The 26,771-nt window shown below is 67.7% G+C and carries 26 protein-coding genes and 3 pseudogenes; 16 read left to right on the top strand and 13 right to left on the bottom strand.

All coding sequences use genetic code 11. The features are described from left to right. Positions 1-85: 85 nt before the first annotated feature. Positions 86-1,144 (bottom strand): NAD(P)-dependent alcohol dehydrogenase, encoded by a 1,059-nt coding sequence (locus O0K41_RS10535; protein WP_049450585.1) that lies wholly within the window; start codon positions 1,142-1,144, stop codon positions 86-88. 107 nt (positions 1,145-1,251) lie between these two features. Between O0K41_RS10535 and O0K41_RS10530 the strand changes: the two genes are divergently transcribed. After that, positions 1,252-2,136, top strand: coding sequence for a LysR family transcriptional regulator (locus O0K41_RS10530; protein WP_049450583.1), 885 nt, complete (start codon positions 1,252-1,254; stop codon positions 2,134-2,136). Positions 2,137-2,283: 147 nt separating this feature from the next. Here O0K41_RS10530 and O0K41_RS10525 read toward each other — a convergent pair whose 3' ends face one another. Beyond that, positions 2,284-2,946 carry a TetR/AcrR family transcriptional regulator gene (locus O0K41_RS10525; protein ID WP_049450581.1) on the bottom strand — a complete coding sequence of 221 codons (663 nt, stop codon included), beginning with the start codon at positions 2,944-2,946 and terminating at the stop codon, positions 2,284-2,286. Positions 2,947-3,052: 106 nt separating this feature from the next. Between O0K41_RS10525 and O0K41_RS10520 the strand changes: the two genes are divergently transcribed. Then, positions 3,053-3,718 (top strand): hydrolase, encoded by a 666-nt coding sequence (locus O0K41_RS10520; RefSeq protein ID WP_308304502.1) that lies wholly within the window; start codon positions 3,053-3,055, stop codon positions 3,716-3,718. Between the two features lie 12 nt (positions 3,719-3,730). On the opposite strand, the gene O0K41_RS10515 is transcribed toward O0K41_RS10520, so the two are convergent. Next, positions 3,731-4,147 carry a VOC family protein gene (locus O0K41_RS10515; RefSeq protein WP_164221708.1) on the bottom strand — a complete coding sequence of 139 codons (417 nt, stop codon included), beginning with the start codon at positions 4,145-4,147 and terminating at the stop codon, positions 3,731-3,733. 114 nt (positions 4,148-4,261) lie between these two features. Here O0K41_RS10515 and O0K41_RS10510 point away from each other — a divergent pair, with 114 nt between their 5' ends. Then, positions 4,262-4,939: an SMI1/KNR4 family protein gene (locus O0K41_RS10510; RefSeq protein ID WP_005411012.1), complete on the top strand. Its 678-nt coding sequence runs from the start codon at positions 4,262-4,264 to the stop codon at positions 4,937-4,939. Positions 4,940-5,040: 101 nt separating this feature from the next. Here O0K41_RS10510 and O0K41_RS10505 read toward each other — a convergent pair whose 3' ends face one another. Then, positions 5,041-6,144, bottom strand: coding sequence for an alkene reductase (locus O0K41_RS10505; RefSeq protein ID WP_164221713.1), 1,104 nt, complete (start codon positions 6,142-6,144; stop codon positions 5,041-5,043). A gap of 131 nt (positions 6,145-6,275) precedes the next feature. Here O0K41_RS10505 and O0K41_RS10500 point away from each other — a divergent pair, with 131 nt between their 5' ends. The 6 genes and pseudogenes from O0K41_RS10500 (at position 6,276) to O0K41_RS10475 (ending at position 11,586) form a co-directional block, all read left to right on the top strand. Further along, on the top strand, positions 6,276-7,181 hold the full coding sequence (locus tag O0K41_RS10500) for a LysR family transcriptional regulator (RefSeq protein WP_308304501.1): 906 nt from the start codon (positions 6,276-6,278) through the stop codon (positions 7,179-7,181). A 70-nt stretch (positions 7,182-7,251) separates the two neighbouring features. Next, on the top strand, positions 7,252-7,527 hold the full coding sequence (frmR, locus tag O0K41_RS10495) for a formaldehyde-responsive transcriptional repressor FrmR (protein ID WP_005411009.1): 276 nt from the start codon (positions 7,252-7,254) through the stop codon (positions 7,525-7,527). A gap of 58 nt (positions 7,528-7,585) precedes the next feature. After that, on the top strand, positions 7,586-8,695 hold the full coding sequence (locus tag O0K41_RS10490; protein ID WP_049448843.1) for an S-(hydroxymethyl)glutathione dehydrogenase/class III alcohol dehydrogenase: 1,110 nt from the start codon (positions 7,586-7,588) through the stop codon (positions 8,693-8,695). An 8-nt stretch (positions 8,696-8,703) separates the two neighbouring features. Then, positions 8,704-9,059, top strand: a pseudogene (locus O0K41_RS10485) (YqcC family protein). Positions 9,060-9,122: 63 nt separating this feature from the next. Continuing rightward, complete coding sequence (gene fghA, locus O0K41_RS10480) at positions 9,123-9,953, top strand: S-formylglutathione hydrolase (protein WP_164221704.1); 831 nt, start codon at positions 9,123-9,125, stop codon at positions 9,951-9,953. A 188-nt stretch (positions 9,954-10,141) separates the two neighbouring features. Beyond that, positions 10,142-11,586: pseudogene (locus O0K41_RS10475) on the top strand (GGDEF domain-containing protein). A 39-nt stretch (positions 11,587-11,625) separates the two neighbouring features. Here the strand turns inward: O0K41_RS10475 and O0K41_RS10470 are convergent. Together O0K41_RS10470 and O0K41_RS10465 are read right to left on the bottom strand one after the other, a co-directional pair. Next, positions 11,626-12,096, bottom strand: a complete 471-nt coding sequence (locus O0K41_RS10470; protein WP_164221702.1) for a hypothetical protein — start codon at positions 12,094-12,096, stop codon at positions 11,626-11,628. 5 nt (positions 12,097-12,101) lie between these two features. Further along, positions 12,102-12,548 (bottom strand): universal stress protein, encoded by a 447-nt coding sequence (locus O0K41_RS10465; RefSeq protein WP_005411003.1) that lies wholly within the window; start codon positions 12,546-12,548, stop codon positions 12,102-12,104. Positions 12,549-12,689: 141 nt separating this feature from the next. On the opposite strand from O0K41_RS10465, the gene O0K41_RS10460 reads away from it, so the two are divergent. The 4 genes from O0K41_RS10460 to O0K41_RS10445 all read left to right on the top strand — a co-directional run bounded on the left by O0K41_RS10460 (position 12,690) and on the right by O0K41_RS10445 (position 17,803). Further along, complete coding sequence (locus O0K41_RS10460) at positions 12,690-13,607, top strand: LysR family transcriptional regulator (RefSeq protein ID WP_164221700.1); 918 nt, start codon at positions 12,690-12,692, stop codon at positions 13,605-13,607. A 153-nt stretch (positions 13,608-13,760) separates the two neighbouring features. Then, positions 13,761-15,290: an MFS transporter gene (locus tag O0K41_RS10455; protein ID WP_099605458.1), complete on the top strand. Its 1,530-nt coding sequence runs from the start codon at positions 13,761-13,763 to the stop codon at positions 15,288-15,290. A 21-nt stretch (positions 15,291-15,311) separates the two neighbouring features. Further along, a complete protein-coding gene (locus O0K41_RS10450) occupies positions 15,312-16,394 on the top strand; it encodes an HlyD family secretion protein (protein WP_012481236.1) in 1,083 nt (360 codons plus the stop codon). Further along, positions 16,391-17,803: an efflux transporter outer membrane subunit gene (locus tag O0K41_RS10445; protein WP_164221698.1), complete on the top strand. Its 1,413-nt coding sequence runs from the start codon at positions 16,391-16,393 to the stop codon at positions 17,801-17,803. Before O0K41_RS10450 ends, O0K41_RS10445 begins: the two co-directional genes overlap by 4 nt. A 1-nt stretch (position 17,804) precedes the next feature. Here O0K41_RS10445 and O0K41_RS10440 read toward each other — a convergent pair. The 5 genes and pseudogenes from O0K41_RS10440 to O0K41_RS10420 all read right to left on the bottom strand — a co-directional run. Next, positions 17,805-18,113, bottom strand: a pseudogene (locus O0K41_RS10440) (hypothetical protein); the annotation flags it as partial. Between the two features lie 77 nt (positions 18,114-18,190). Beyond that, complete coding sequence (locus O0K41_RS10435) at positions 18,191-19,132, bottom strand: DegV family protein (protein WP_049450571.1); 942 nt, start codon at positions 19,130-19,132, stop codon at positions 18,191-18,193. Positions 19,133-19,226: 94 nt separating this feature from the next. Further along, positions 19,227-19,859, bottom strand: a complete 633-nt coding sequence (locus tag O0K41_RS10430) for a 2-hydroxychromene-2-carboxylate isomerase (protein WP_005414448.1) — start codon at positions 19,857-19,859, stop codon at positions 19,227-19,229. Positions 19,860-19,879: 20 nt separating this feature from the next. Further along, a complete protein-coding gene (locus O0K41_RS10425) occupies positions 19,880-21,163 on the bottom strand; it encodes an amidohydrolase family protein (RefSeq protein WP_024956047.1) in 1,284 nt (427 codons plus the stop codon). Beyond that, on the bottom strand, positions 21,163-22,572 hold the full coding sequence (locus O0K41_RS10420; protein ID WP_164221696.1) for an amidohydrolase: 1,410 nt from the start codon (positions 22,570-22,572) through the stop codon (positions 21,163-21,165). Before O0K41_RS10420 ends, O0K41_RS10425 begins: the two co-directional genes overlap by 1 nt. 152 nt (positions 22,573-22,724) lie before the next feature. Here O0K41_RS10420 and O0K41_RS10415 point away from each other — a divergent pair, with 152 nt between their 5' ends. Further along, on the top strand, positions 22,725-23,501 hold the full coding sequence (locus O0K41_RS10415) for an AMP nucleosidase (protein WP_005414446.1): 777 nt from the start codon (positions 22,725-22,727) through the stop codon (positions 23,499-23,501). Positions 23,502-23,544: 43 nt separating this feature from the next. After that, positions 23,545-24,084, top strand: coding sequence for a DUF924 family protein (locus O0K41_RS10410; protein WP_005410992.1), 540 nt, complete (start codon positions 23,545-23,547; stop codon positions 24,082-24,084). Positions 24,085-24,161: 77 nt separating this feature from the next. Here O0K41_RS10410 and grxD read toward each other — a convergent pair whose 3' ends face one another. After that, positions 24,162-25,088 carry a Grx4 family monothiol glutaredoxin gene (gene grxD / locus O0K41_RS10405; RefSeq protein WP_033835209.1) on the bottom strand — a complete coding sequence of 309 codons (927 nt, stop codon included), beginning with the start codon at positions 25,086-25,088 and terminating at the stop codon, positions 24,162-24,164. 59 nt (positions 25,089-25,147) lie between these two features. On the opposite strand from grxD, the gene O0K41_RS10400 reads away from it, so the two are divergent. Further along, positions 25,148-25,927, top strand: coding sequence for a polysaccharide deacetylase family protein (locus O0K41_RS10400; protein WP_049450568.1), 780 nt, complete (start codon positions 25,148-25,150; stop codon positions 25,925-25,927). 120 nt (positions 25,928-26,047) lie between these two features. On the opposite strand, the gene O0K41_RS10395 is transcribed toward O0K41_RS10400, so the two are convergent. After that, on the bottom strand, positions 26,048-26,767 hold the full coding sequence (locus O0K41_RS10395) for a class I SAM-dependent methyltransferase (protein ID WP_049450566.1): 720 nt from the start codon (positions 26,765-26,767) through the stop codon (positions 26,048-26,050). Positions 26,768-26,771 lie beyond the last annotated feature (4 nt).

Raw genomic sequence — 26,771 nt, 5'->3', positions numbered from 1 at the left:
GCCCCCCCCCCCCCCCCCCCCCGCCACTACCAGAAGAAAAACCCCGGCATTGCCGGGGTTTTTCATTTTCCACATCTGCCTTGGATCAGGCGGCGTCCTTCATCGTCGCCATGTCGATCACGAAGCGGTAGCGCACATCGTTCTTCGCCATGCGTTCCCAGGCTTCGTTGACGTTCTTGATGTCGATCATCTCGACGTCGCTGACGATGCCGTGCTCGGCACAGAAGTCCATCATTTCCTGGGTTTCGGCCATGCCGCCAATCGCCGAGCCGGTCAGGTGCTTGCGGCCGAAGATCACGCTGCCACCGGTCAGCGGCGGGTCCAGTTCGGTCAGCACGCCGACCAGGCACATGGTGGCTTCACGCTTGAGCAGGCCCATGTACGGGTTGGTGTCATGGCCGACCGGGATGGTGTTGAGCAGGAAGTCGAAGCTGCCCGCGTGCGCCTTCATCTGCGCGGCATCGCGCGAGACCAGCACTTCATCGGCGCCCAGACGCTTGGCGTCGGCACCCTTTTCCGGCGTGGTGGTGATCATCACCACGTGCGCGCCGAGCGCCTTGGCGAACTTCACGCCCATGTGGCCGAGGCCACCGAGGCCGATCACGCCGACCTTCTGACCCGGGCCGACCTTCCAGTGGCGCAGCGGCGACCAGGTGGTGATGCCGGCGCACAGCAGCGGGGCGGCGGCCTTCAGGTCGAGGGTCTCGGACACCTTCACCACGAAGCGCTGTTCGACCACCACGTGGTCGGAATAGCCGCCGTAGGTCGGAGCGCCGCTTTCGCGTTCACGGCCGTTGTAGGTCCAGGTCGCGCCCTCTGCGCAGTACTGCTCCAGGTCGTGCTCGCAGGCATCGCAGTGGCGGCAGGAGTCGACCATGCAGCCCACGCCGGCGTGGTCGCCGACCTTGAAGCGGGTGACGTTGCTGCCGACCTCGGTCACGCGGCCGATGATCTCGTGGCCCGGCACCATCGGGTAGATCGAGCCACCCCAGTCGTCGCGGGCCTGGTGCAGGTCGGAGTGGCAGATGCCGCTATAGAGGATCTCGATGCGCACATCGTCCGGGCCGACCGCGCGGCGTTCGAACTCGTACGGGATCAGCGGGTCGGTATGTGAATGGGCGGCGTAACCACGGGCGAGGGACATGGGGAATCCTTGGCAGGGTTTGTCGAAAGGCGCTTTACAATACGCCCCGTACCCAGCGGCAAAAAGCCCGGATATCGGCATGATTCATCAAGTGAAACTGCACAATCATGGCCACTGACAATCTCACCCACCTGGCCGCGTTCGCGGCGGTCGCCCGTCACCGCAGCTTCCGCCGTGCCGGCGCCGAGCTGGCGCTGTCGACCTCGGCGGTGAGCTATGCGATCCGCGCGCTGGAGGAACGGTTGGGCGTGGGCCTGTTCCATCGCACCACCCGCAGCGTGGCCCTGACCGAGGCCGGGCAGCGCCTGCTGGAACGCCTGCAGCCCGCGCTGGGCCAGGTGCATGACGCGCTGGAGGAGATGAACCAGTTCCGCGCCGCGCCGGCGGGCCTGCTGCGTATCAATGCTACCCGCGCCGCAGTGCCGACCCAGTTGGGGCCACGGCTGGCGCGCTTCCTGCACGCCCATCCCGACGTGCGGGTGGAGCTGACCGAGAACGATGGCCTGGTCGATATCGTTGCCGAAGGCTACGACGCCGGCGTGCGCCTGCACGAGTTCGTACCCGAGGACATGGTGGCGGTGCCGATGGGCCCACCGCTGCGTGGCTTGATTGTCGGCTCGCCGGACTACCTGCGGCGGCGCCCGGCGCCACAGCATCCGCGCGACCTGGCCACACACGAATGCATCCGCTTCCGCTTCGCCAGCGGGCATCTGTACAAGTGGCAGTTCGAGCGCGGTGGGCAGGCGCTGGAGATCGATGTACCGGGGCGGCTGACGCTGGGCGAGCAGGGCACCGTGGTCGGCGCGGTGCTCGATGGCATTGGCCTGGCCTATGTGCTGGAAGACACCGCGCGGCCGTACATCGAATCCGGACAGATGGTGGCGGTGCTGGAAGACTGGAGCGAACCGTTCGCCGGCTTCGCGCTGTATTACCCGAAGCAGCGGCAGATGCCTGCCGCGCTGCGTGCGTTCGTGGACATGCTGCGCGAGTGAGGTGCTGCAGGAGTGCCGACCAACGGTCGGCACCCACCGGGGGCAGGCCATTGCCGACCAACGGTCGGCACCCACCGGGGCAGGCCATTGCCGACCAACGAATCGGGATCGGCCGGTAGATCCACGCCACGCGTGGATGGAGCAACCTTACGGCGCCTGCAACACCGGCGCCAAGAACGCCACGCAGTCGCGCAGGTGCACGTCCACCGGCGCATCCTCGGCCACCACACCGATCACGCGTTCGCGCAGCGGCTCGGCCACGGCCATCGCCAGCAGCAATCGCGCCATGCAAACAGGATCTCCCTCGCGTAGCAGCCCACGCTGTTGCTGGCGCGCCAGCCAGTCGGCCAGCAGCGCACGGCCGCGTTCGATGCCGTTGTCCAGATAGGCCTGCAGCAGCGCGTCCTTGCCGGGAAAGTCGGTGGCCAGCAGGCGGAATACCTGCACCGCCTGCGCCGACAGCGCCTGCGCGCACACCGCGTGCAGGATGTCCTGCAGCAACGGCACGACCTCTTGGGCATTGCGCGCATCGCGCTGCAGTTGTGGCGCGAAGCCGTCGGTCCACTCACGCACCGCCAACCCAACCAGTTCCTCGCGGTTGCTGGCGTGGCGGTAGACGGTCTTCTTCGCCACTCCGGCGTGCGCCGCCACCGCTTCGATGGTGGTGGCCTCGTAGCCCTGCGCCAGCAGCAGTTCCAGCGTGGCCTGCAGCACGGCGTGGCGGACTTCGGCTTCCGGCCGCGCAGGGCGGCCGCGGCGGCGGGTCGGTGATGTGGGCTCGGGCACGGTGGTGCTGTTCATTGCGCCCATCTTACCGCATCCGGACAATTGCGAAACGGTAGACGTTTCCGTATTGTCGGGACTCCCAACACCGCAGGAGACCCCGATGGATACCGCTGTGAACGCCCGCGCCTGACTGGACCACCACGATCTGCTCGACCCGGCGCCGATGCATCTGGAGACCGGCATCCAGCGCCGCGAAGACGGCACCCTGCTGGTGGCGGTGCGCACCGATCTGCACGGCTGCAAGGGCCGCATGCTCGACTGGTGGTTCACCTTCTTCGAGACCACCCAGCACATCCGCTGGTGGCATCCGGTCGATCATGTCGAGCATCGCGGCTGGGACGCGGCCTGGCAGCGCGGGCGCAGCTACCACGGCGCCAGCATCCATGCGGTGGAATCGCTGGCCGACATTCCGCCGGTGGCGGCGCGCTTGAAGTTCCATGACCCGCGCACGTTGCTGGTGCCCGAGCGCCTGCAGGCGGCACAGGATGCAGGCGATGTATCGGCGGTGATCGCCGCGCGAATCGGCTTCGGCGACCAGGTCCGTCTGGATGCAAACGCTGACCCCTGCGACGGGCAGATGCTGCACGTCGCACGCGATACGCCGTTTGGCTGTGTGCTGCGCAGCCGCTTCGTGCTCGGCCTGGACAGCACCGATCCGCACCGCGATGCCGGCGATGCGGTCGGGCTGGGCCTGCTCAAGCACTGCTACACGGAGTTCAGTTTCCTCTCGCGCCTGCTGCCGTCGCTGTACTACGGCGAGCGCGCCAACGGCGAAGCGGTGCCGTTGCCGTGGTGAGCGGTGCAACGGTCATTCGACCAGTGCGTCGTAGCCTTCGCCGCTGAACTGGATCAGGCAGAAGCCGTGGCCGAACGGATCGGCCAGCACGGCGATGCGTCCCCAGCGGCGCTCGCGCACGGATTGCTCGAGCGTCGCTCCGGCTGCGACTGCACGTACCAGCGCGGCTTCGATGTCATCCACCACCCAATCCAGGTGCAGCGGCGTCCAATGGCGCTCGTAGTCGCGCACGTCGCCGTCTTCGGTGGCGGCGCTGCCGGCGTCGTTCTGCAGCAGGTAGAGCGGCGTTGGCCCACCGAGCAGCTCCACGGCGCCCGGGCCGAGACGGCGGCCGATGCGCAGGCCGAAGGCCCGGATGTAGAAGTCTTCGGCGGCGGCCAGGTCGGGCACGTCGAGGTTGACGATGAAGCTGTGGGCAGTGGCGTTCATGGCAGCGATGGGCGGCATCCGGTGGTCGCAGTCTAGTCCTGCCGCGTGCTGCGGCTGGTTCATCTCCTGCGCGGATTCGGGCAAGCTGGGCGGTCTCCATCGACAAGGACATCCATGAGCGCGCTATCCGGCATCGAACAGGCCACCGGCCAGTCCTTCCCGCCCCTGTTCAAGCAGCTGCATGCAGCGGATCGGTTGAGTTGGGGTGCCCCACATCCGGAATGGTCCGAGGTGGTATTCCCGACGCTGCAGGCGGATCCGCCGGTGCTGCTGTATGCCCAGGACTATGAGCCCCTGGAGGACGATGAGCTGCTCGAGGCGTGGCAGGAGCTGACTGCGGAGGATCATTACAATCCCCTGCGCACTGACCTGCAGTTGCTGCCCTTTGCGCGGACCGGCGGTGGCGACAGCTACTGCTTCTGGAGCAACGCGCCCGGCTTTGCCGAGCCCCCCGTCGTGCTGGTGTGGCATGACGATGATCGTGCCGATGTGCTGGCGGCCAGCTATCAGGATTTCCTGTTCCGCAAGATGGTCGAAGCCGTTGCTGACTACCAGGGGCCGTACACGCTGCTGTCGCACGGCGAGCTGGCCAGCAACCTGCGGCGCTGGCTGCAGAGCCACCAGCCGTTCCTGCGCGATGACCAGTACGCAGCCCTGCAGCGGCTGTTCGCCCGCGTTGACGATATCGCTGAAGGAAACATCAGCGACGAGGATGCACAGGCCATCGTCGCTGAGGTGATCGGCTTCGAGCGGTTGGACGAGTCGTTCGCCTACGTGCGCGAGGACGCCTGAAGGCCGGGGTCGGATCCGCGCGCAGCGTGGCTCTGACGCCTTGTTCGCCGAACAGGGGTCAGAGCCCTTTCCGTTGGAAAGGGATCCGACCCCGTGGGGGATCAGCCCGCGGCTGGGTAGTCGAGGTAGCCTGCTTCGCCGCCCCCGTAATAGGTGCTGCGGTCGGGCGTGGCCAACGCGATGTTGCGCTGCAGGCGTTCGACCAGATCCGGGTTGGCGATGAACGGCTGGCCGAACGCGGCCAGGTCGATGGTGCCCGCTTCGACCAGCTGCAGGGCGCGTTCGCGGGTCATGCCACCTGCCAGGATGACGGTGCCACCGTAGGCCTGCTTGAACTGCCGCAGGAACGCCTCGCCCAGCACCGACCGGCCCGCCTGCAGGTTGTCGTTGAGGTGCACGTAGGCCAGCCCACGCTTGCCCAGTTCCTCGGCCAGGTACAGATAGGTGGCTTCGTTGTCGGGGTAGAACGGCATGTCGAAGGTGAGGTTGTTCGGTGCCAGGCGCACGCCGATGCGATGCGCACCGATACGCTGCGCCATCGCATCGACGGTCTCCAGGATCAAGCGCGCACGATTGGGCAGCGTGCCGCCGTAGCGATCATCACGCTGGTTGATGAGCGGGTTGAGGAACTGCTCGAACAGGTAACCGTTGGCGGCATGCAGTTCGATGCCGTCGAAGCCGGCCGCAATGGCGTTGTCCGCCCCGCGCACGAAGTCGTCGACGATACCGGGGATCTCCGCGGTCTCCAGTGCACGTGCCGGAGTGGGATCGGCGTGGCCGCGGCTGCCATCGTCCAGGTACACGAACGAGGTGTTCTTCGGTGCGCTGGCCACCGGGCGGGTACCGGCGCTGACCGGTTGCCCACCGTCGGGCTGCAGCGAGGAATGCGACATGCGGCCGACGTGCCAGAGCTGGGCGAAGATCGTGCCCTGTGCGGCATGCACCGCCTCGGTGACACGCTTCCACCCGGCCACCTGCTCGGCTGACCAGATGCCCGGCACGTCGATGTACCCCTGGCCCTGCGGCGAGACCGGGGTGCCTTCACTGATGATCAGGCCAGCGCTGGCGCGTTGCTGGTAGTACTGCGCGGTGAGCGCATTGGCGACCGAGCCGGGGTTGCGGGCACGGGTCATCGGGGCCATCACAATGCGGTTGCGCAGGAGGGTGCCTGACAGGTCGAAGGGGCGGAACAGGGTGGCGGTCATGTCGGTCTTCTCGGTGCGGGGGGAGGAGCGCCAGCGGCGCGATGCCCACAGGATGGAGTTGACATGCGGGCGCATAAAGCGCTTCGATCTCCCTGAGTGTGGGACTATTTGTCCCCAATGGAGCGCGATAGATGCTGCCGCTGGAATCGTTGAATGGCCTGGTCACGTTCGTCACCACGGCCCGCTCAGGCAGCTTCACCGAGGCCGCCGACGCGCTGGGCATCTCGCGCTCGGCGGTGGGCAAGGCCATCGCCCGGCTGGAAGCGCGGCTGGGGGTGCGCCTGTTCCACCGCACCACGCGGCGCATCGCGCTGACCACCGATGGCGAGGCGTACTACGCATCGCGCGCGGCGGCGCTGGAAGAAATCTCCGCCGCCGAGGCCTGCCTGGGTTCGGCCGGCCTGCCCAGCGGGCGGCTGCGCATCGACATGCCATCCTCGTTCGGGCGCCTGGTGGTGCTGCCGGTGCTGTTGCGGCTGTGCCGGCAGTACCCGGACCTGCAGTTGACGATGACCTTCACCGATCATTTCGTCGATCCCGTCGAGGAAGGCATCGACCTGCTGATCCGCTTCGGCGGGCTGCACCAGGCCGAGCATCTGGTGGCGCGGCGGCTGGGGCGCCAGCGACTGGTCACCTGCGCATCGCCGGAGTACCTGCAGGCGCACGGCGTGCCGCGCACGGTGGAGGAACTGGCGCGGCACCGCAGCATTGTTGGCTTCCGCCACGGGCAACCGGTGTGGTGGCGGATCGGTAGCGAGGAGGACGAAGGGACATTCATCCCGAATGCGCCCTATCAACTCAATGACGGCGACGCGGTGATCGAGGCGGCCATCGCCGGGCTTGGTATCTGCCAGATGCCGGTTTCACTGGTGCGCCGTCACCTGGATTCCGGCGCACTGCGGTCGGTGCTGGATGCGCACATGCAACGGCACATCGATATCCACGCGTTGTGGCCACCGACACGCCACCTGCGGCCCAAGGTGCGCTACGTGGTGGATGAGCTGGCGCGGTTGGCGGGTGAGGGATTGTTTGACTGAGCCCGCCAGGATTGAGTTAGTGACTTCGGCTTGTATACTGTCCCCCAGTATAGTTCCGAGGTGGCCCGCCATGCCGCACTCCCCCGAAGAGAAGAAGAAGGTCCTGGCCCGCGTGCGCCGCATCCGCGGCCAGTGCGATGCGCTGGACCGCGCGCTGGAAGCCGGTGCCGACTGCGGGCCGGTGCTGCAGCAGATCGCCGCCATCCGTGGCGCGGTCAACGGCCTGATGTCCGAGGTGATGGAGGCCCATCTGCGCGAGGAGTTCGGCCAGCCTGCGGCCTCCGATGAACAACGCGCCGAACGCGTGCGCGACATGAGCGCGTTGATCCGCTCTTACCTGAAATAAACGATGGCGCAACATGGCGCCGCCCATCCTGTCATTGCCTGTCTTTGGAGAAACCACCATGAAGTCCCGTGCCGCCGTCGCCTTTGGTCCCGGCCAGCCGCTGAAGATCGTCGAGATCGACGTCGCCCCGCCGAAGAAGGGCGAAGTGCTGGTCAAGATCACCCACACCGGTGTCTGCCACACCGATGCGTTCACCCTGTCCGGCGATGATCCGGAAGGCCTGTTCCCGGTGGTGCTGGGCCATGAAGGCGCCGGCGTCGTGGTGGAGGTGGGCGAGGGCGTGACCAGCGTCAAGCCCGGCGACCACGTGATTCCGCTGTACACCGCCGAGTGCGGCGAGTGCCTGTTCTGCAAGAGCGGCAAGACCAACCTGTGCGTTTCGGTGCGCGCTACCCAGGGCAAGGGCGTGATGCCGGATGGCACCAGCCGCTTCAGCTACAACGGCGAGCCGCTGTACCACTACATGGGCTGCTCGACCTTCAGCGAGTACACCGTCGTTGCCGAGGTCTCGCTGGCCAAGATCAATCCGGACGCCAACCCGGAACACGTCTGCCTGCTCGGCTGCGGCGTCACCACTGGCATCGGCGCGGTGCACAACACCGCCAAGGTGCAGGAAGGTGACAGCGTGGCGGTGTTCGGCCTCGGTGGCATCGGCCTGGCGGTGATCCAGGGTGCGCGCCAGGCCAAGGCCGGCCGCATCATCGCGGTGGACACCAACCCGTCCAAGTTCGAGCTGGCGCGCGAATTCGGCGCCACCGACTGCATCAACCCGAAAGACTTCGACAAGCCGATCCAGCAGGTCATCGTTGAAATGACCACCTGGGGCGTGGACCACAGCTTCGAGTGCATCGGCAACGTCAACGTGATGCGCGCGGCGCTGGAATGCGCCCACCGTGGTTGGGGCCAGAGCGTGGTGATCGGCGTGGCCGGTTCGGGCCAGGAGATCTCCACCCGTCCGTTCCAGCTGGTGACCGGCCGCAAGTGGATGGGCACCGCCTTCGGTGGCGTGAAGGGCCGCAGCCAGCTGCCGGGCATGGTCGAGGACGCGATGAAGGGCGATATCGAACTGGCCCCGTTCGTCACCCACACCATGGACCTGGACAAGATCAACGACGCCTTCGACCTGATGCATGAAGGCAAGTCGATCCGTTCGGTGGTCCACTACTGAGCCGCGTCATGGGCTGGTTCGATGCCCTGCGCCGGCCGCGTGCGGAAGACCCGCGCGCGGCCCTGGTGGCGCCGATCGAGCAGGCGTTGCGTGCGCTGGGCTGGGTAGTGGGCGAGGTGGGGCCACCGCGTGCGGTGACCTCGGCCTTCGGCAGCGATGATGGCATGCCGTTCGAGCAGTGGCTTGCGCAGGTATTCCTGCCGCGCCTCTACGAGGCGCGGCCGGGCAGTGGCCGCCGCGCAGCGATGTGGCCGTGGCGGCCTGGCGCAATCTTGATGGCCAGCCTGGCGTTGAATCGTTGCTGCGCCTGCTGGCACAGCTGGATGAACGGATCAACCAAGGCATCCACGCCGGGCGTGGATAAGCCGACCAAGGTCGGCATCTACCAGAAGCACGCGTGCGCTGAAGCGCCGCGCAGGAGAGCACCATGGAACGCATTGAACACCGCGCCTGTTTCGGCGGCTGGCAGGACGTCTACCGCCATCATTCGACCACGCTGGGCTGCGACATGCAGTTCGCCGTGTACCTGCCACCGCAGGCGGAAACACAGAAGCTGCCGGTGCTGTACTGGCTGAGCGGCCTGACCTGCACCGAGCAGAACTTCATCACCAAGGCCGGCGCACAGCGCTACGCCGCCGAACACGGTGTGATCATCGTTGCGCCTGATACCAGCCCACGCGGTGATGACGTGTCCGATGCCGAAGGCTACGACATCGGCAAGGGTGCCGGGTTCTACCTCAATGCCACCCGTGCACCGTGGGCGAAGCACTACCGCATGCACGACTATGTGGCGCAGGAACTGCCGGCGCTGATCGAGGCGAATTTCCCGGCCACCGATGCGCGTGGCATCAGCGGCCATTCGATGGGCGGCCATGGCGCGCTGGTGATCGCGCTGCGCAACCCCGGGCGCTATCGCAGCGTGTCGGCGTTTTCGCCGATCGTCGCGCCCAGCCACGTGCCGTGGGGGCAGAAGGCCTTCCATGCCTATCTGGGCGACAACCCGGCCGACTGGGCGCAATGGGATGCCTGCGAGCTGATCGCTATGGCTGACGAGCGCCTGCCGCTGCTGGTCGACCAGGGCGAGGCGGACGAGTTCCTGCAGACCCAGCTGCAGCCGCAGCACCTGCAGCAGGCCTGCGATGCCGCCGGCCATCCGCTGACCCTGCGCCTGCAGCCCGGCTACGACCACAGCTACTACTTCATCGCCAGCTTCATCGGCGAGCACATCGCCCACCACGCCCGCGCCCTGCAGGGCTGAGGGCTTTCCGGTAGCGCCGGCCGCTGGCCGGCAACCTGCAGCCCTGTGATTCATTGGGTTTGCCGGCCAGCGGCCGGCACTACCATCGCGGTGCACTCGGAGTGTCGTTTTGCCGCAGTGGATCACGCCGCTGTGGCGTGCCGGCGCGCTATCGTGCGCGTAGACGGCCTTGCGGATCGGGGGGATGCATGCCGGTAGTGCTGGCGCTGCTGTATGTGCTGTGCCATGGCCTGGTGCTGGCCCTGTGGCCTGGCCCCGCCGGGGTCGGCTCCTTCGTTTTCCTGACCGGCGCCCCGTTGCTGGCGGCGGCCGCCTGCCTGTGGCGGGCCCGCCGCGACCGCGCGGCACTGGGGTGGCGCGCCACGGCATTGGCACTGCTGCTGTGGGCCGGCGGCATGGCGTTCAACATGATCGACGCGCTGGGCGCCGGGCGTGCCGATTTCACCCCGCGCGCAAGCCTGTTCCTGTACGTGCTGTATGGCGTGCCCCTGGTGTTCATCCTGGCCCGGGCACGCCGCGACGCCTGAGCATCAGCCTGATCGACGCGGCGATGGCGGCGCTGCTTGGCGTGCTGTTCTTCGTGCATGCGCAGTCGTTCGCCGCCCGCGTGGACATCGACGACCACGCATTGTCCAACATGCAACGCATGTTCGATATCCAGAACCTGTGTATCGCCGCGTTCGCCGTGGTGCGATGGCTGGCCGGCGACGTGCCCGAACGGCGCAGGTTCTTCCGCGCACTGGCGCTGTACGCACTGGCCTATCTGCTGGTGGCCTACTACATCAACCACTACACCTCCGATGATGCATTCGGTGCGTTCAACGATCTGCTGATCGACGTACCTTTTCTGCTGATCGCCTGCCTGGCGCTGGACACGAGGCCGGACACAGGCACCACGGCACACCCGCGGCTGGCGAGGACGGTGCAGGCCGCCGGTCCGATCATCCTGCCATTGCTGCTGCTGGTGGTCGGCACGCTGGTGGTCGATCATGCGCGGCCGTTGGCCGTTGCCGGCTTCGTCGTAGCCACCCTTGGCTTCGGCCTGCGCAGCGTCCTGCTGCAGACCGATCTTCTGGAACGCCAGGCAGCACTGGATCAACTGGCGCGGCAGGATGGCCTGACCGGCGTGGCCAACCGCCGCGAGTTCGACGCACGGCTGACGTCCGAGTGGAATCGCGCACGGCGCAGCGGCACCGAGCTGGGCCTGCTGCTGGTGGATATCGACCACTTCAAGGCCTTCAACGACCAGCACGGCCATCCGGCCGGTGATCGTTGCCTGCAGGCGGTGGCCGGGGTGCTGAAGGCCATAGCCGGTCGCGGTGGTGACAGCGTTGCGCGTTATGGCGGTGAAGAGTTCGCCGTCATCGTGCCCGGAAGCCCGTTGTCGGGCGTGCTGGCGCTGGCCGAGCGGCTGCGCGAAGCGGTCGAAGCGCTGCCATTGCCGGAGGGCCCGGTCAGCATCAGCGTCGGCGTGGGTTACCTGCATCCGCCGGCTCTGGCCAGTGCCGATCAGTTGCTGGCAGACGCCGATGCCGGCCTGTATGCCGCCAAGCGGGCTGGCCGCAACCAGGTGATCCTGCATGCGCACGTGCTGGATGACGAGGGCAGCACGCACGGAACGATGGACTGCTGAGCAGCTCTCTGCATGCGATCACACGGGGGGCGCGACGGCTTATCGCTGCCGCAACCAGCCGGTCGGATCGAGCAGCCTCAGCCCGACCGGTGACAACGAGCGCTGCCGCAACGGCAGGTTTGCCGCCTGCACGGCCATCGCACAGCGTGCCAGTTGCCGGCGCAACGGTGCCAGCGTGTCGTCTTCGCGGGGCCGCGCATGCCGCCATTGTGCGATGCGCAGCAGGCAGGCCAGCAGGTCCAATTCGCTGGCGGCAATGAAGGGAGAGCCGGCCGGCAGCAGATCGATCGGAGCGGCGGGGGTGGCCAGCAGCGGCAGCAGGCCGATGAAGGCGTCGCATCCCTCCTGGCCAAGCCCGAGTCCGCTCAGCTGGGCAAGGCCATCGGCCTGCAGATCGGGGTCGCGCAGCTGCCGTATCGCGCCCAGCAGCGCCTGTTCGCCGCGGCCGAACTGTCGACCGAAGGCGCGGTAGTTGACCCGGGTGGGAAACAACGGGGAACGGGAGGCCATGGTGGCTAGGGCTGTGGGTCGCGGGTTTCCACCAGCACCGGACAGGGCGCGTGGTCGATGGTCCATTGCCCGATCGAGGGTTCGAACAGGCGTTCCAGCCGGGACAGGTGGCGGTGGCCGATGACGATCAGGTCGCACTTCAGGCGCCGGGCCTGCTCGCTGATCACTTCGCCAGGGTCACCGGAGGGAATCTGCGCGATGGCGTCAATGCCGCGTTCGCGCAGCTCGGCCAAGGCTTCGGCCAGCACCGCTTCGGCCCGCGAGCGCTGGCGGGCGGCTTCAGGGTACTCGATGCGGTCGGCTTCGCTGGCATCGGCCGCCAGCGCGAATTCGGGGTCGAGCACGCACAGCAGGTGCAGGCGGCTGTGGGGGCCGGCGATGGCGGCGGCCAGGTCCAGCACGCGTGCGTGCTGGGGGCCACCATCCAGGGCGACCAGCAGGGTATTGAACATGGATGTCTCCTTGGCAGGCCGGGGATGGTCGCCGATGTCACCGCGCGCACCCATGCCGTGCGCGGCAGTCAATGAATGCGTCGAACGCAATCCACCGTGGTTGCAAGTGCCGTAAAGTCATCTGATTTACTGGAGACTGTCATGCCCCTGCCGGACCTGAACCTGTTGCTGGCACTGGACGTGCTGATTGACGAATGCAGCGTGGCCGCCGCCGCGCGCCGGATGAACCTGAGCGCGCCGGCGAAGAGCCGTACCCTGGGCCGGATCCGCACCGCGCTGGGCGACCCGGTGCTGGTGCGTGCCGGCCGCGGTCTGGCGCCCACGCCCCGCGCCCTGCAGCTGCGCGAGCAGGTCCGCGATGTGATCGAGCAGGCCCACCGCGTCTTCAACGCCGGTCGCGAGGTAGACATGCGCGTGCTCGAGCGGACCTTCAGCGTGCGTGCCAATGATGTGTTCGTCGGTGGTTTCGGTGGACGCCTGCGCGAGCTGTTCCGCCAGCAGGCGCCGCGCGCAGTGCTGCGCTTCGTGCCCGAGGGCGATACCGACGACGATGCGATGGCGCAGGGCCGGATCGACCTTTACATCAGCACGGCCGGCAAGCATGCGCCCGATACCAAGGTGCAGAACCTGTTCAGTACCTCGTTCATGGGCGCCGCGCGCGAAGATCATCCGTTGTTCGATGAGGAGATCAGCGCCGAGCGTTTTGCCGCCTGCGACCACATCGCGGTGTCGCGCCGCGGCTTGCCGCGTGGTCCGATCGACGATGATCTGGCCGCGCTGGGCCTGCAGCGGCGGGTGGCGCTGATCAGCCCGACCTTCCACGGCGCGATCTTCGCGGCGGCCGAATCGGACCTGATCCTGCCGCAGATGCCGAGCGTGATGCTGGAGCGGATCGTCAGCATGCGCCTGCCCCTGCGCCTGTTCCCGCTGCCGATCCCGGTGCGGACCGCCGCCATCGTGCAGGCCTGGCATCCACGCCTGGACAACGACGCCGCCCACCAGTGGCTGCGGCGCTCGATCAAGACCATGTGCGAAAGCGCAGGGGAGGCCCCGCGCTGACATCTGCATGCGTGCGCCTGGCGCACGCCTGGGATGCGGGTTGCGCCATTTTTCGCAGGGTACCGGCTCCCTAGACTGCGCTCCCCGGAGTTTCACTGAGCGCATTCCAATGACCCCCAACATGCCGTGCACTGCACGGATAGGTGACCGGCGATGAGTACGCCGGCCGCCGCTGTCCCGGCCGCCGCAGCGCCCCGTGCTGCCGCCGCCCCCGGGCTCGATCGCCGCATTCTGGTCGGCCTGTGTGGCGTGCTGCTGGCGGTGCTGGTGTCGGGCTTCAACGAGAACATCACCAAGGTCGCCCTGGCCGACATCCGTGGCGCGATGGGTTTCAGCGTCGACGACGGCAGCTGGATCGTCGCCCTCTACAGCGCGATGTCGGTCAGCGCGATGGCCTTCGCACCGTGGTGTGCCGCCACCTTCTCGCTGCGCCGCTTCGCATTGGCGATGATCGGTGGCTTCATGGTGCTGGGCGTGCTGTGCCCGCTCGCCCCGAACCTGCAGGTGTTCCTGCTGCTGCGCGCGCTGCAGGGCCTGTGCGGAGGCGCGCTGCCGCCGCTGCTGATGAGCGTGGCGCTGCGCTTCCTGCCCCCGGGCATCAAGCTGTACGGCCTGGCCGGCTACGCACTGACGGCGACGTTCGGCCCAAGCATGGGCACGCCGCTGGCCGCGTTCTGGGTCGAGCAGGTGGGCTGGCACTGGGCGTTCTGGCAGATCGTGCCGTACTGCCTGGCCGCCATGGCGATGGTCGGCTGGGGCCTGCCGCAGGACCCGCTGCGGCTGGAACGTTTCGCCCAGTTCGATGGCGTCGGCCTGCTGCTGGGCCTGCCGGCGCTGGTGCTGCTGGTGCTGGGCCTGGTGCAGGGCCCGCGCCTGAACTGGTTCGACTCGCCGATGATCACGCTGATGATCGGTGGCGGTGCCGGCCTGATGGTGCTGTTCATGATCAATGAATGGTTCCATCCGCTGCCGTTCTTCAAGCTGCAGCTGCTGGCCAACCGCAATCTCAGCTACTCGCTGGTGACGCTGGGCGGCGTGCTGTTCGTGCTGCTGGCGGTGATCTCGATCCCGTCCGGGTTCCTGGCCAGCGTGCAGGGCTACCGGCCGCTGCAGACCGCACCGATGCTGCTGTGGGTGGCGCTGCCGCAGGTGATCGCGCTGCCGCTGGTGGCGGCGCTGCTGAACATCCGCGCGGTGGACTGCCGCTGGGTGCAGGCCACGGGCCTGGCGATGCTGGCGCTGGCCTGCTGGCTGGGCTCGCACCTGGACGTGGCCTGGATCCGCGACAACTTCCTGTGGGTGCAGCTGCTGCAGGTGTTCGCGCAACCGATGGCGGTGCTGCCGCTGCTGATGCTGGCCACCGGCGGCCTGGCGCCGCAGGACGGCCCGTTCGCCTCGGCCTGGTTCAACACGGTCAAGGGCTTCGCTGCCGTGCTCGCCGGTGGCGTGCTGGATGCCGTCGCCCAGGGCCGCCGTCATTTCCATTCCACCGTGCTGGTCGACCGCCTTGGCGAGCAACCGTGGCTGGCCGATGGCCCGCAGCTGGGCGCGCGCCTGCATGCACAGGTACAGGCGCTGACTTCGGCCGACCTGTACTGGGTGGTCGCACTGGTGGCGCTGGCCTTCATTCCCGTCATTGCCTGGATGCCCACCCGCATCCATCCGCCACGTGCCGTGGCCTGAACCTTTCGCAGGAACCCCCTCATGACGATCAATCGAACCACCCTCAACACCGGCCTGGGCCTGGGCGTGCTGGCCCTGGCCGTCGGCGCGTGGCTGCTGCTGCGCGATGGCGGTCACCAGACCACCAACAATGCGTACGTGGTGGCCGACTACACCCTGGTAGCGCCGAAGATTCCCGGCTTCGTCAGTGCCGTGGAAGTCGAGGACAACCAGTCGGTGAAGGCCGGTGATGTGCTGGCCCGCATCGACGACCGCGACTACCAGGTCGCCCTGCAGGCGGCCCGTGCCGACCTCGCCAATGCCCGTGCACAGCTGGCCAATGCGCAGGCCGCACTGGCCCAGCAGGACTCGTTGATCGCGCAGGCCAGGGCCAGTGTCGATGTCAGCCGTTCCGAACTGACCCTGGCCAGTGCCGACCAGCAGCGTTACCGCGAACTGGCCCGTGACGGCGCCGGTACCGTGCAGAACGCGCAGCAGGCGCAGTCGAAGCAGGCCGTGGCCAGTGCGCATCTGCAGCAGGGCCAGGCCGCGCTGTCGACCGCACGCCAGCGCACCGACATCCTCAGCGCGGGCGTGCAGGCTGCACAGGCGGCGGTGCAGCGTGCGGAGGCGGCGCAGGCACGCGCCGAACTGGATCTGTCGCACACCGTGCTGCGCGCACCGATCGATGGCATGGTCGGTCGCCGCGCGGTGCGCGTGGGTGCCTACCTGACGCCGGGTACGCCGGTGGCCGCGGTGGTGCCGCTGAAGCGCGCCTTCGTGGTCGCCAACTTCCAGGAAACGCAGATGACCCGCATGCAGGCCGGCCAGCAGGTCGAACTGAAGGTGGACGTATTCCCGGGCAAGCCGCTGCGCGGGCACATCGACAGCATTGCACCAGCCACCGGCGTCACCTTTGCTGCCGTCGCACCAGAGAACGCCACCGGCAACTTCACCAAGGTGGTGCAGCGCATTCCGGTGAAGATCGTGCTGGAGCCGGGCCAGCCGCTGCTGGACCAGCTGCGTGCCGGCATGTCGGTGGAAGCCAGCGTTGACCTGGGCAGCCGCGCGCGCGCGCAGAGCGTGCAGCACAGTCCGGGCCACAAGAGCGGGGAGGGCGCATGAGCGCAGTCACCGTGTTCCGCATCTTCGTTGCGGCCAGCCTGTGCACGGCCCTGGCTGCCTGCACGATGGGTCCGGACTTCGTACGCCCGCAGGCGGAACTGCCCAGCCACTGGCAGGGTGAGGCCGTCGCCGGCAACGCCATCGACCAGGACGCGGCCTGGTGGGCCGGTTTCGACGATCCGCTGCTGGGGCAGCTGGCCAACCAGGTGCTGGCGGCCAACCTGGACCTGCAGCTGGCGGCCAACCGCGTGCAGCAGAGCCGTGCTGCGCGCGGCATCACCGCCGCCGATCGCCTGCCCAGCGTCAGCGCGAGCGCCAGTGGCGTGCGTGCACGCAACAGCGAGGTGGGCCTGAATGATCCGTCCGGCAACGGCGGCCGTGATGACTACGGGCTGTTCCAGGCCGGTATCGGCCTGAGCTGGGAACTGGACCTGTGGGGCCGCGTGCGGCGGCAGGTGGAAGCGGCCGACGCGCGCGTGCAGATGGCCGAGGAGGATGCACATGCAGCGCGCATCGCGCTGCTGGCGGAAACCGCGCGTGATTACCTGCAGCTGCGCGCGACGCGGCAGCTGCTGGCGATCACCGAGGACAACCTCAGCATTGCCCACGACATCAAGCGCCTGACCGAAGCACGCCAACGCCAGGGTGTGGCCAGCACGCTGCAGGTGTCCAGCGCGGCCGCGCAGGTGGCGTCGCTGCAGGCACGCATCGCGCCGTTGCGGCATCGCGAATCGCAGCTGCGCAATGCGCTGGCGTTCCTGCTGGCGCAGCCGCCGCATGCGCTGGACGCGCAGCTGCAGGATGCACGCCGTGACTGGCCGGCGTTGCCGGCCGTAGCGGTGGGGCTGCCCAGTGAACTGGCCGAGCGTCGCCCGGACATCCGTCGTGCCGAAGCGGCACTGCATGCGGCAACGGCAGGCATCGGCGTGGCCAAGGCCAGTTTCCTGCCGCGCATCACCTTGAATGGCGACGCCGGCTTCCAGGCCAAGCAGCTCGATGATCTGGATGGCTGGAACGCGCACCGTTTCAGCATCGGTCCGTCGATCAGCCTGCCGATCTTCCAGGGCGGACGGCTGAAGGCCAATCTCGCGCTGAGCAGGCTGCAGCAGCAACAGTCGGCCCTGCAGTTCCGCCGTACCGTGCTGCAGGCATGGCACGAAGTGGATGACGCCATGGATGGCTACAGTGCCGAGCAGCAGCGCACGGTGCAGCTGCACGTGGCAGTGGATGAGAGCGAGACGGCACTGGGGGCGGCGCGCCGGCAGTACCAGGCCGGCGTGGTCGACATGCTGGACGTGCTGACCACCCAGCGCATCGCACTGGACAACCAGGCCGCGCTGGCCAATAGCCAGGCCACCGCCGCGATCGCGCGTGTAGAGCTGTACCGCGCGCTGGGTGGAGGCTGGTAGTGCCGGCCAGCAGGCGCAGGCGCTGCTTGAACACGTCACTGTCGATGCGGGTGGTGGCGACCAGGTTGATGCGCAGGTCCTTCTGCTCGCCGGTCACGGTGGCATCCGGGTCGGTCACGCCCCACTGCGGTTCCACCGCATCCGGGTCGGGCTGCTTGGCCTTCCAGCGCTCGAACAGCGTGCCGCTGCGCAGGGCGTCCTGCAGCTCTTCGGCGAAACCGGCGGCGCCCTGCGAATGGAAGGACAGGTCAGGATCGTTGCCGCGGGCCTTGGACGGGTCGGGCAGGCTGATGTGGTACTGCGCAGGCATGGAGTTCTCCTTGAAGTGCGGCAAGACTGGCACAACCGCGGTGGAATCGATGTGCAGAATCCGGCCGTGGCCGGCGCTCATTCGAACCGATGTGGCCCATCGGCGAAGCCCACGGTGACCGCGCCCTTGCCGACGTTGACCATGCCGGTCAGGCTCATCACCGATTCGTACACGGTCACGCCGTGGCCGGCGCAGACCTCCTTCATCTGTGCATAGCCGGGCAGGGTGCGCAGCTCGTCCAGTTCGCCGCCGTAGCTGACGCACACCGTCGGTGTCATCAGCCCGGCACGCACACGTTGGCCGACCACCGCGAACAGCTTCTGCACGGCGTTGTCGAAGCCCTTGATCTTGGCCACCGGCCCGGTCTCGCCGCGGTAGCCATGCAGCACCGGCTTGATGTCCAGTGCGCTTCCCAGCGCTGCACTGAGCAGGCCGACACTGCGGTCACCCTTGTGCCGCGCACGTGCGCGCATGTAGTACAGGTCGCGGGTAACCATGTAGCCATGCACGTTGCCCGCCAGTTCCTCCAATCGTTCGCGGATCTGCTGCACGCTGGCGTTGCTGTCGCGCAGGCGCACCGCTTCCACCGCCGTTACCGCCTGGGCAGCGAACAGGTTCTGGGTGTCGAGCACGCGCAGCGCGAACGGCGAGTTGTAGCCCGCTGCCTGACGCACCGGTTTGTAGTCGTTGAGGATGGCGAAGCTGGCCTGCAGCGCGTTGTCGTGGATCGGGCTGCGGGTCTTGGTGATGGTCATGCAGAACACGTGGTCGTAATCGATCACCAGCTGCTGCAGGAACAGGTCGCGGATCTGGTTGACACTGAAGGGAATGGTTTCCGCCTCGGCGCCGTGTTCGGCCACGTGCGCGTGCAGGAAGCTCAGGGTGGCCTGCTCATCGCGGTGATCGGCCAGCACGGCTTCGCCGATGCGGACGGTGATCGGCAGCAGCACGATGTTGTGCTCGGCAATGAAGTCCTGCGGCAGGTCGCAGGCCGAGTCGACGACGATTCCGATGCGCATCCGCGGCTCCCCCTCCAGGGCGGTTGTAGGTTCGGAAACGTGAAATCTATCTCAAAACCAGAGCCCGCGCCCGAGGGAAACGCGCCACCCCTGTTCAGCGATCGCGCTGCACCGCCACCGGCAGGCTGTCCAGGCGTTGCCATTCGGGCTGCTGCAGCAGGGCAGGATCGGCCAGCACGGCCGCCATCAGCGGATGGGCGTCGTTGCCCCAGAACAGTTCCTGGTCGATGGCCAGGGTCGGGACCCCGAACACCCCGGCGCCGATTGCGGCCTCGGTGTTGCGCCGCAACTGTTCCTTGACCGCCGGGGCGGCGATGGCGCTGGCGACATCCTCGATGCCCAGCTGCGCACCCGGTTCGCGCAGGGCTTCGGCGCTGTCACCGGCATGGCCGTCGCGCCAGATCCAGTCGAACAGCACGTCCACCGCCTGTGCGCTGGCTCCGGCGGCCAGGCACAGGCGCAGCGCCGACAACGGATTGAACGGATGGCCGGGCGGGAAGCGCATCGGCGTGCCCTCGGCCTGCGCGGTCCATTGCAGCTGGCGGTACATGAAACGGCGCTTGGCCGGAATCTCGGCCGGCCCGAGATTGCCCAGGTGATGCAGCACCGCGCCGAAGGCGATCGGCACGGTCTGGATCTGCGCGAACTGCGGCAACTGTTTCAGCTTCTGCCAGTGCAGGTAGGAGTAGGGCGAGACGAAGTCGAAGTACCAGCGCAGGGTGGCCATGGTGGTGTCCTTCAATGCGGTCAGGGCTGCGCATTGCGCTGCAGGTAGCGATCACGCAGGTCGGTCTGGCGCGAGCGCATCGGCATCGCACGCCCGCCCAGCCAGACCTGTTCGGCATAGTGCGCCACGTCCAGCGGGTCGCCTTCCCACAGCACCAGGTCGGCGCGCTTGCCGGGCTCGATGCTGCCGATCTGGTCGGCCACGCCGAACGCCTGTGCGGGTACCCGGGTCAGCCCGGCCAGACCGTCAGCCCAGGGCAGGCCGTTGGCCACTGCATTGCCAGCCAGCTGGCGCATCTTGCGCGCATTGTGGGTGGCGTCGCCGCGCTGCACGAAAGAAACCGCCACGCCGGCACGCTGCAGGCGCGCGGCGTTTTCCAGGGTGGCACCGAGCTGATCGAAGCTGGCCGGCAGGTTGGCCAGCACGTCGACGAATACCGGCACGTGCGCAGCGGCCAGCTCCGGCGCGACCTGCCAGGCTTCGCTGGCACCGGCAATGGCGATCTTTACCTTCTCGCGTGTGGCCCAGCGCAGCAGCTGGCGGATGTCCGAGGCACGATCCACCTCCACCACGATGCGGCCCTGGCCGGCCAGGTAGCGACTGAGCGTACGGCGCCCGGCCGGGGTCAACAGCGCGTGCGGAGAATCCACAGCAACCTGGCCGCGTGCTTCGTCGACCATCTGTTGCAGCAGCATCCATTGCGCGGCGCGCGAATGGCCGGTCAGTTCGGAGGCGGCCGCGCCGATGCGCAGGAACAGGGCACGCGGGCCGATCGGGTCGGCGCTGCCGTCCAGCCGCATCACGCCGCCCTGGCCGGCCACGAAACCACCACCGGTGGCGGCCCCCAATGCAGTGAAGCCGATGCCTTCCAGGCGCGTGACCGGAATCAGCACCGAGGCCGGATTGTAGGCGAGGGTGACGTCGAATTCCGGGCGCAGCGGCTGCTCGCCGAGCTTCAACGAACTGTCCACCGTGCTCGATTCACCTGAGACCTCTTCGATGCCGGTTTCGGTGATGCCACCGAACAGGGCCGGGGTCAGCGGCCTGCCATTGGCTTCGACCACGGTCGCCCCGGCCGGCGCGGACAGGCCGGGGCCGACCGCGCGGATGATGCCACCCTGGACCAGCACATCGGCGTTGTGCAGGCTGCCGCGTGCGCTGGCCGTGTGCACCGTTGCGTTGCGCACCAGCAGGTCCTGTGCCTGTGCGGATGCGGAGATGCAGGCCAGCACCATGACAGTAGCGCCGAACCATGCTCGGCTGCCCTTCGCGGCAGACTGCGTCAACTGCTTGAGCACCACCATCAGCGCACCTCCTGGCCAAGCTGGAAATCAGAACGCGGCGTCGCTGCCGGTGCACTGCGGTCGTACAACCTGCGGCCATCAATGAAGACCTGCTCGGCCAGCGCATACGAACTGAAGGGGTTGCCGTTCCAGACCACCACGTCGGCCATCTTGCCGGCCTCCAGGGTGCCGGTCTGGCCTTCAATGCCCAGCGCCCTGGCGGCGTTGGCGGTCATCCAGGTGATGGCGTGTTCGGGCGTGATCTCCGGCATGCGCGCGCGGCGCGCGGACGCCATCACCTTGGCTGCTTCCTGGTTCAGGCGCTGGATGCCCTCGGGTGAATCGGAGTGGACGATGGCGCAGCTGTTCTTCGGCCGGTCGACCAGCGCGATGTTCTCCGGAATGCCGTCGAAGGCTTCCATCTTGAAGCCCCACCAGTCGGCCCACAGCGCACCGCAGACGCCGTCGGCGGCCAGCCTGTCGGCCAGCTTGTAGGCCTCCACGCCGTGGTGGAAGGCGGCTACCTTGAGGCCGAATTCCTTGGCCAGATCGAGCATGGTGGCCATCTCGTCGGCGCGGTAGCAGTGGATGTGCACGCGGATGTCGCCTTCGATCGCGCCGGCCAGTGTGTCCAGCTTGAGATCGCGCTTGCCGCCGGCATCACCGGCGCTGTCGCCCTTGTCGCTGCCGAACCAGCTCTTGCGCTTGGCCGGCTTGGGCTTGTTCTTGGCGATGTAGTCGGCGGCATCGATGAAGGCGGCACGATAGCCGGCCACGTTGCCCATGCGCGTGGCCGGGGTCACGCCCTTGCCCTCGCCATAGACCCGCTTGGGGTTCTCGCCGCAGGCCATTTTCAGGCCCCACGGCGCACCGGGGAACTTCATCGCCTGGTAGGTGATGGCCGGGACGTTCTTCAGCGTCACGCCGCGGCCACCGACAAGGTTGGCCGAGCCCGGCAGCACCTGCATGCTGGTCACGCCGCCGGCCAGCGCGGTGGCGAAGCCCGGGTCCTGCGGCCACACCGAATGTTCGGCCCAGACGTTGGCGGTGACCGGTGCGGTCATCTCGTTGCCATCGCTGTGCGCACCGACGCCCGGGCTGGGATACACGCCCAGGTGCGAATGCACGTCGATCAGGCCCGGAGTGACCCACTTGCCTTGTGCATCAATGCGGGTGACGCCCGCATCGGCCTGCAGCTGGCGGCCGACGGCAACGATGCGGCCGTCGCGCAGCAGCACATCGGCGTTGTCCAGGCGCTGGCCGGTACCGGTCAGCACGGTGGCGTTGTGGATCAGTACCGGCGCATCGGGATGGGCCTGGTAGGTGCTGGGGTAGGGATCGGCGACAAAGCGCGAGGCGCCCACCGCCGGAGCCGTACTCAATGAAAGCAGCGCCAGGGCCACCCCGGCGCGCAACAACGTCGATGCCATGCAGTTCCCCTTGCAACCTGGTCCAACCGCCGACGCTAGCCCGGTGGTGGCGGGCTTGCCAAGTGACCTTCTTCACAGGACGGTCGACGGCGGCTCGACTGCACCGGCCGGGTGGCCGAAAATACCCGGTCCCCCGCCGTACCGGACCGCCCATGAAAAGCAAGCAGGAAATCGTCGACAACTGGCTGCCCCGGTATACCGGCGTGCCTCTGGACCAGTTCGGCCAGCACATCCTGCTGACCAACTTCGGCGGCTACCTGCATACCTTTTCCGAGCTGACCGGTGCGCCGGTCATCGGCCTGGACCGGCCGATGGCAAGCGCCACGATCGACGGCATCACCATGATCAACTTCGGCATGGGCAGCCCCAATGCCGCGATCATCATGGACCTGCTGTCGGCGGTGATGCCCAAGGCGGTGCTGTTCCTGGGCAAGTGCGGCGGCCTCAAGCGCAAGAACCAGCTGGGCGACCTGGTGCTGCCGATCGCTGCGATCCGTGGCGAGGGTACCTCGGGTGACTACCTGCCGCCGGAAGTGCCGGCGTTGCCGGCGTTCGCGCTGCAGCGTGCGGTCTCGACCATGATCCGCGACCTCGGCCACGACTACTGGACCGGCACCGTCTACACCACCAACCGCCGGGTCTGGGAACACGACGAGGCGTTCAAGGAGCGGCTGCGGGCGATGCGCTGCATGGCCATCGACATGGAAACCGCCACCGTGTTCGCCGCCGGCTTCGCCAACCACATCCCCAGCGGTGCGCTGCTGCTGGTGTCGGACCAGCCGATGATCCCCGATGGGGTCAAGACCGAAGCCTCCGATGCCAAGGTCAGCTCCCAGTTCGTGGAAAACCATATCCAGATCGGTATCGAGGCGCTTAAGCTTATCCGGCGCAACGGCAAGTCGGTCCGCCACCTGCGCTTCGACGAATGATGATGATGGCCTGGCGCGGCGCGCCGGCCCTGGGGAGTAGGTGATGGACGTTGCCGCGCAAGTGGTGGAATTCTGGAAGGAGGCGGGCCCCGCGAAGTGGTTCGCCCGCGACGACGCGTTCGACGCGCAGTTCCGCCAGTTGTTTCTGGATGAGCATTTCGCCGCCGCTTCGCGCGCGCGCGAACATTGGCTGGGCAGTGCCGAAGGGGCGCTGGCCCTGATGCTGCTGCTCGACCAGTTCCCGCGCAACTGCTTCCGGGGTACTGCCCATTCCTACGCCACCGATGGCCTGGCCCGGCATTACGCCATGCGCGCCATCGAGGAAGGCCTGGACCTGCAGCTGGTGCCGAAGCTGCGCGCCTTCATCTACCTGCCGTTCGAGCACTCCGAGGATCCGCTGGACCAGGACCGCTCGGTGGCGATGTTCGACGTGCTGGGTGACAAGGAATACCTGCAGTACGCCGAACTGCACCGCGACATCATCCGCCGCTTCGGTCGTTTCCCGCATCGCAATGCCGTGCTGGGCCGCTTCCCCACGGCGGAAGAACTGGATTACCTGGCCGAAGGCGGGTTCGCCGGCTAAGAAAAAGGGGACGGAGGGAATTAAGTCGTTTGTGCCATAAACGACTTAATTCCCTCCGTCCCCTTTTTCAGGGCCGATCAGTACTTCGGCACGCCGTTGTCCACTTCTTCCGACCAGGCGTTGATGCCGCCGGTGACGTTGAACACCTTGGTGAAGCCCAGTGCGCGGAACTGCTCGGCAGCCTGTGCGCTGCGGCCGCCGTGGTGGCACATGAAAGCCAGTGCGGTGTCCTTCGGCAGGGCCTCCAGCTCCGCACGGCCGTTGCCGTCGAAACTCTTGAACGGCACGCCCACGGCAGCGATCTCGCGCTCCTCGGCCGGGCGCACGTCCACCAGGGTGATGTTGCCGGCACGCACCAGGTCATCGGCATCACGCACGCTGATTTCCTGCACCGGCTTGGGTGCGTTCGGATTGTCGATGGCCAGGCCCTTGCCGCGGATGTCGTCCACCCAGTCGATGGTGATGCCGTTGGCGCGACGCGCGCTGGCCAGGTCGAACTGCACGCGCAGGCCGTTGGACTCGGCAGCGATCGCGCCTTCGTCGTGCGGAGCCAGCTGGAAGTTCGGCTGGAAACCGGCGTCGATGCTCAGCTGCAGGGCAGCGCCCGGAGCGTCGGCCAGCGCGCCCTTGAGCATTTCCACGGCGGCCGGGGTGACGGTGATGCTCGGCGGGGTGCGGTCCGGTGCGGCCAGGCCCAGCACGCTGCTCAGCTCGCCGCTGGCGGCCATCTGCAGCACGATGTCGCTGCCACCGACCAGTTCGCCGTCGATGTACAGCTGCGGGATGGTCGGCCAGTCGCCGTAGGCCTTGATGCCTTCACGGATTTCCTGGTCGGCCAGCACGTTGACGTGGGCGAACTCGACGCCGAGATCCTGCAGGGCGCCCACGGCCTTGGCCGAGAAACCGCACTGCGGCATCGACGGCTGGCCCTTCATGAACAGCACGACGCGGTTGGCGTTGAGGATGGATTCGATGCGCGAACGCAGGGCGGGATCGAGGGACATGGACGTCGGGTTTCCGGGAATTCGAATCATCAATTCTACCCCTCATGGCATCATGGGGGATGAGCAACGCAGGAACATTGCATCGCATCCCGACCCGGCCCTGGCGCTGGCTGCCCTGGCTGGTGGCGTCGCAGTTGGCCGTGATCCTGGTATGGGTACTGGCAGGCTGGCACTGGGGCCTGCCGCTGATGGTGGCCAGCCACGCGCTGTTCATGGTGCCGATATTCCTGCCCAACAGCCGCTTCTACGCACCGGTGCTGAGCCGGTTGCCAGAGGCCGGCAACAGCGTCTGGCTGACGATCGATGACGGCCCTGGCCCGGAAACCCGCGCCGTGCTCGACCTGCTGGACCGCCACCAGGCGCGCGCCACCTTCTTCCTGGTGGGGGAACGTGCGCTGGCACAGCCGGAACTGGTGCAGGAGATCCTGCGCCGCGGCCACGACCTGGGCAACCACAGCCACAGCCACCCACAGGCGCGCTTCTGGCGTCTGGGCCCGGCGGCGATGCGGGCGGAGATCGAGGGCTGCCAGCATGCACTGCAGGCCCTGAGCGGGCATCCAGTGCGCTGGTACCGCTCGGTGGTGGGCATGACCAATCCGTTCGTGGCACCGGTGTTGAAGGCGCTGGGCCTGGTGCGCGTGGGCTGGAGTGCCCGGGGCTACGACGGCGTCGGCTGCACGCCGGAGGGCGTGCTGGCACGGCTGCTGCCTGACCTGCAACCCGGCGCCATCGTGCTGCTGCATGAGGGCGCCGCCCACGGTCACAATCGGGTGATCATCGAACGCGTGCTGCAGGCGCTGGACGAGCGGGGGCTGAAGGCGCGGCTGCCGGTCCTGTAAACCAGGCTTCTGGCCGCTTGGGGCAGCCAGGCTTGGGCTCGCCCCTACAGGAATGGTCGCGAGGCCATCCACGCATGGCGTGGATCTACCGCAACAGCACAGCCGAGCGTGGGTTCGGCCCTACAACGCGGGGCGTTTGGCCACCAGCAGCCAGCTGTTGAAGGGGGTACGCCCGTGCAGCGGCCGGGGTGCGGTCACCTGCAATCCAGCTTCGGCAAGCGTTGTCTGCAATACCTGCGGATCGGGGTAGTGGCGCGGTCGCGTGCCCATCCAGCCGATCAGCCAGGCCAGCCGGTCCGCCACCCGCGTGGTGCGGTCGCGGCCATCGCCGGTGGCCAGCGGCGTGCGCAGCAGCAGGCGGCCGCCGCGGGCCACCTGTGCGCTGGCCGCGCGCAGCAGTGCCTGCTGTGGGCCCGCGTCCAGGTACTGCAGCACGTCCAGCAGCAGGACGTGCCCGGCCTGCGCCGGCAGCGGCGCCTGCACATCCACGCAATCGAAGCGCACGTCATGCAGGTCGGCGGCAGCACGCTGCGCGCGGGTGATCTTGCCGGCATCCACGTCCACGCCAAGGTAGCGCTGGGTACCGCCGCGCTGGCGCAGTACATGGGCGAACAGGCCCAGCCCGCAGCCCAGGTCCAGCACCGGCTGCCCATCGTCAGGCAGATGCTGCAGCACGCCGTCGTACAGCGGATCGCTGCCGAGCTTGCCACGGGTGTAGTAGTAGTCGCGGCGGCTGCCCCAGGCCTGCGCCGGGCGGAAGGCCTCGGCAATCAAGCGGGCCTGCGGGGCCGTCAGGGGAGTGCAGGGCAGGGGCGGGCCGTTCCGTGGCGTGCCGTCCATCGCC

Origin of the sequence: Stenotrophomonas sp. Sm2128, assembly GCF_030985535.1 — a bacterium.
GTDB classification, from domain to species: Bacteria; Pseudomonadota; Gammaproteobacteria; order Xanthomonadales; family Xanthomonadaceae; genus Stenotrophomonas; species Stenotrophomonas maltophilia.
The sequence above is the reverse complement of the archived record's forward strand: the minus strand, read 5'-3'. Positions and strand labels throughout refer to the sequence as shown.

Coding starts and splice junctions, on each gene's coding strand:
- O0K41_RS10535 (WP_049450585.1), bottom strand. CDS start 1,144: ATGTCCCTCGCCCGTGGTTACGCCGCCCATTCACATACCGACCCGCTG.
- O0K41_RS10530 (WP_049450583.1), top strand. CDS start 1,252: ATGGCCACTGACAATCTCACCCACCTGGCCGCGTTCGCGGCGGTCGCC.
- O0K41_RS10525 (WP_049450581.1), bottom strand. CDS start 2,946: ATGGGCGCAATGAACAGCACCACCGTGCCCGAGCCCACATCACCGACC.
- O0K41_RS10515 (WP_164221708.1), bottom strand. CDS start 4,147: ATGAACGCCACTGCCCACAGCTTCATCGTCAACCTCGACGTGCCCGAC.
- O0K41_RS10510 (WP_005411012.1), top strand. CDS start 4,262: ATGAGCGCGCTATCCGGCATCGAACAGGCCACCGGCCAGTCCTTCCCG.
- O0K41_RS10505 (WP_164221713.1), bottom strand. CDS start 6,144: ATGACCGCCACCCTGTTCCGCCCCTTCGACCTGTCAGGCACCCTCCTG.
- O0K41_RS10500 (WP_308304501.1), top strand. CDS start 6,276: ATGCTGCCGCTGGAATCGTTGAATGGCCTGGTCACGTTCGTCACCACG.
- frmR (WP_005411009.1), top strand. CDS start 7,252: ATGCCGCACTCCCCCGAAGAGAAGAAGAAGGTCCTGGCCCGCGTGCGC.
- O0K41_RS10490 (WP_049448843.1), top strand. CDS start 7,586: ATGAAGTCCCGTGCCGCCGTCGCCTTTGGTCCCGGCCAGCCGCTGAAG.
- fghA (WP_164221704.1), top strand. CDS start 9,123: ATGGAACGCATTGAACACCGCGCCTGTTTCGGCGGCTGGCAGGACGTC.
- O0K41_RS10470 (WP_164221702.1), bottom strand. CDS start 12,096: ATGGCCTCCCGTTCCCCGTTGTTTCCCACCCGGGTCAACTACCGCGCC.
- O0K41_RS10465 (WP_005411003.1), bottom strand. CDS start 12,548: ATGTTCAATACCCTGCTGGTCGCCCTGGATGGTGGCCCCCAGCACGCA.
- O0K41_RS10460 (WP_164221700.1), top strand. CDS start 12,690: ATGCCCCTGCCGGACCTGAACCTGTTGCTGGCACTGGACGTGCTGATT.
- O0K41_RS10455 (WP_099605458.1), top strand. CDS start 13,761: ATGAGTACGCCGGCCGCCGCTGTCCCGGCCGCCGCAGCGCCCCGTGCT.
- O0K41_RS10450 (WP_012481236.1), top strand. CDS start 15,312: ATGACGATCAATCGAACCACCCTCAACACCGGCCTGGGCCTGGGCGTG.
- O0K41_RS10445 (WP_164221698.1), top strand. CDS start 16,391: ATGAGCGCAGTCACCGTGTTCCGCATCTTCGTTGCGGCCAGCCTGTGC.
- O0K41_RS10435 (WP_049450571.1), bottom strand. CDS start 19,132: ATGCGCATCGGAATCGTCGTCGACTCGGCCTGCGACCTGCCGCAGGAC.
- O0K41_RS10430 (WP_005414448.1), bottom strand. CDS start 19,859: ATGGCCACCCTGCGCTGGTACTTCGACTTCGTCTCGCCCTACTCCTAC.
- O0K41_RS10425 (WP_024956047.1), bottom strand. CDS start 21,163: ATGGTGGTGCTCAAGCAGTTGACGCAGTCTGCCGCGAAGGGCAGCCGA.
- O0K41_RS10420 (WP_164221696.1), bottom strand. CDS start 22,572: ATGGCATCGACGTTGTTGCGCGCCGGGGTGGCCCTGGCGCTGCTTTCA.
- O0K41_RS10415 (WP_005414446.1), top strand. CDS start 22,725: ATGAAAAGCAAGCAGGAAATCGTCGACAACTGGCTGCCCCGGTATACC.
- O0K41_RS10410 (WP_005410992.1), top strand. CDS start 23,545: ATGGACGTTGCCGCGCAAGTGGTGGAATTCTGGAAGGAGGCGGGCCCC.
- grxD (WP_033835209.1), bottom strand. CDS start 25,088: ATGTCCCTCGATCCCGCCCTGCGTTCGCGCATCGAATCCATCCTCAAC.
- O0K41_RS10400 (WP_049450568.1), top strand. CDS start 25,148: ATGAGCAACGCAGGAACATTGCATCGCATCCCGACCCGGCCCTGGCGC.
- O0K41_RS10395 (WP_049450566.1), bottom strand. CDS start 26,767: ATGGACGGCACGCCACGGAACGGCCCGCCCCTGCCCTGCACTCCCCTG.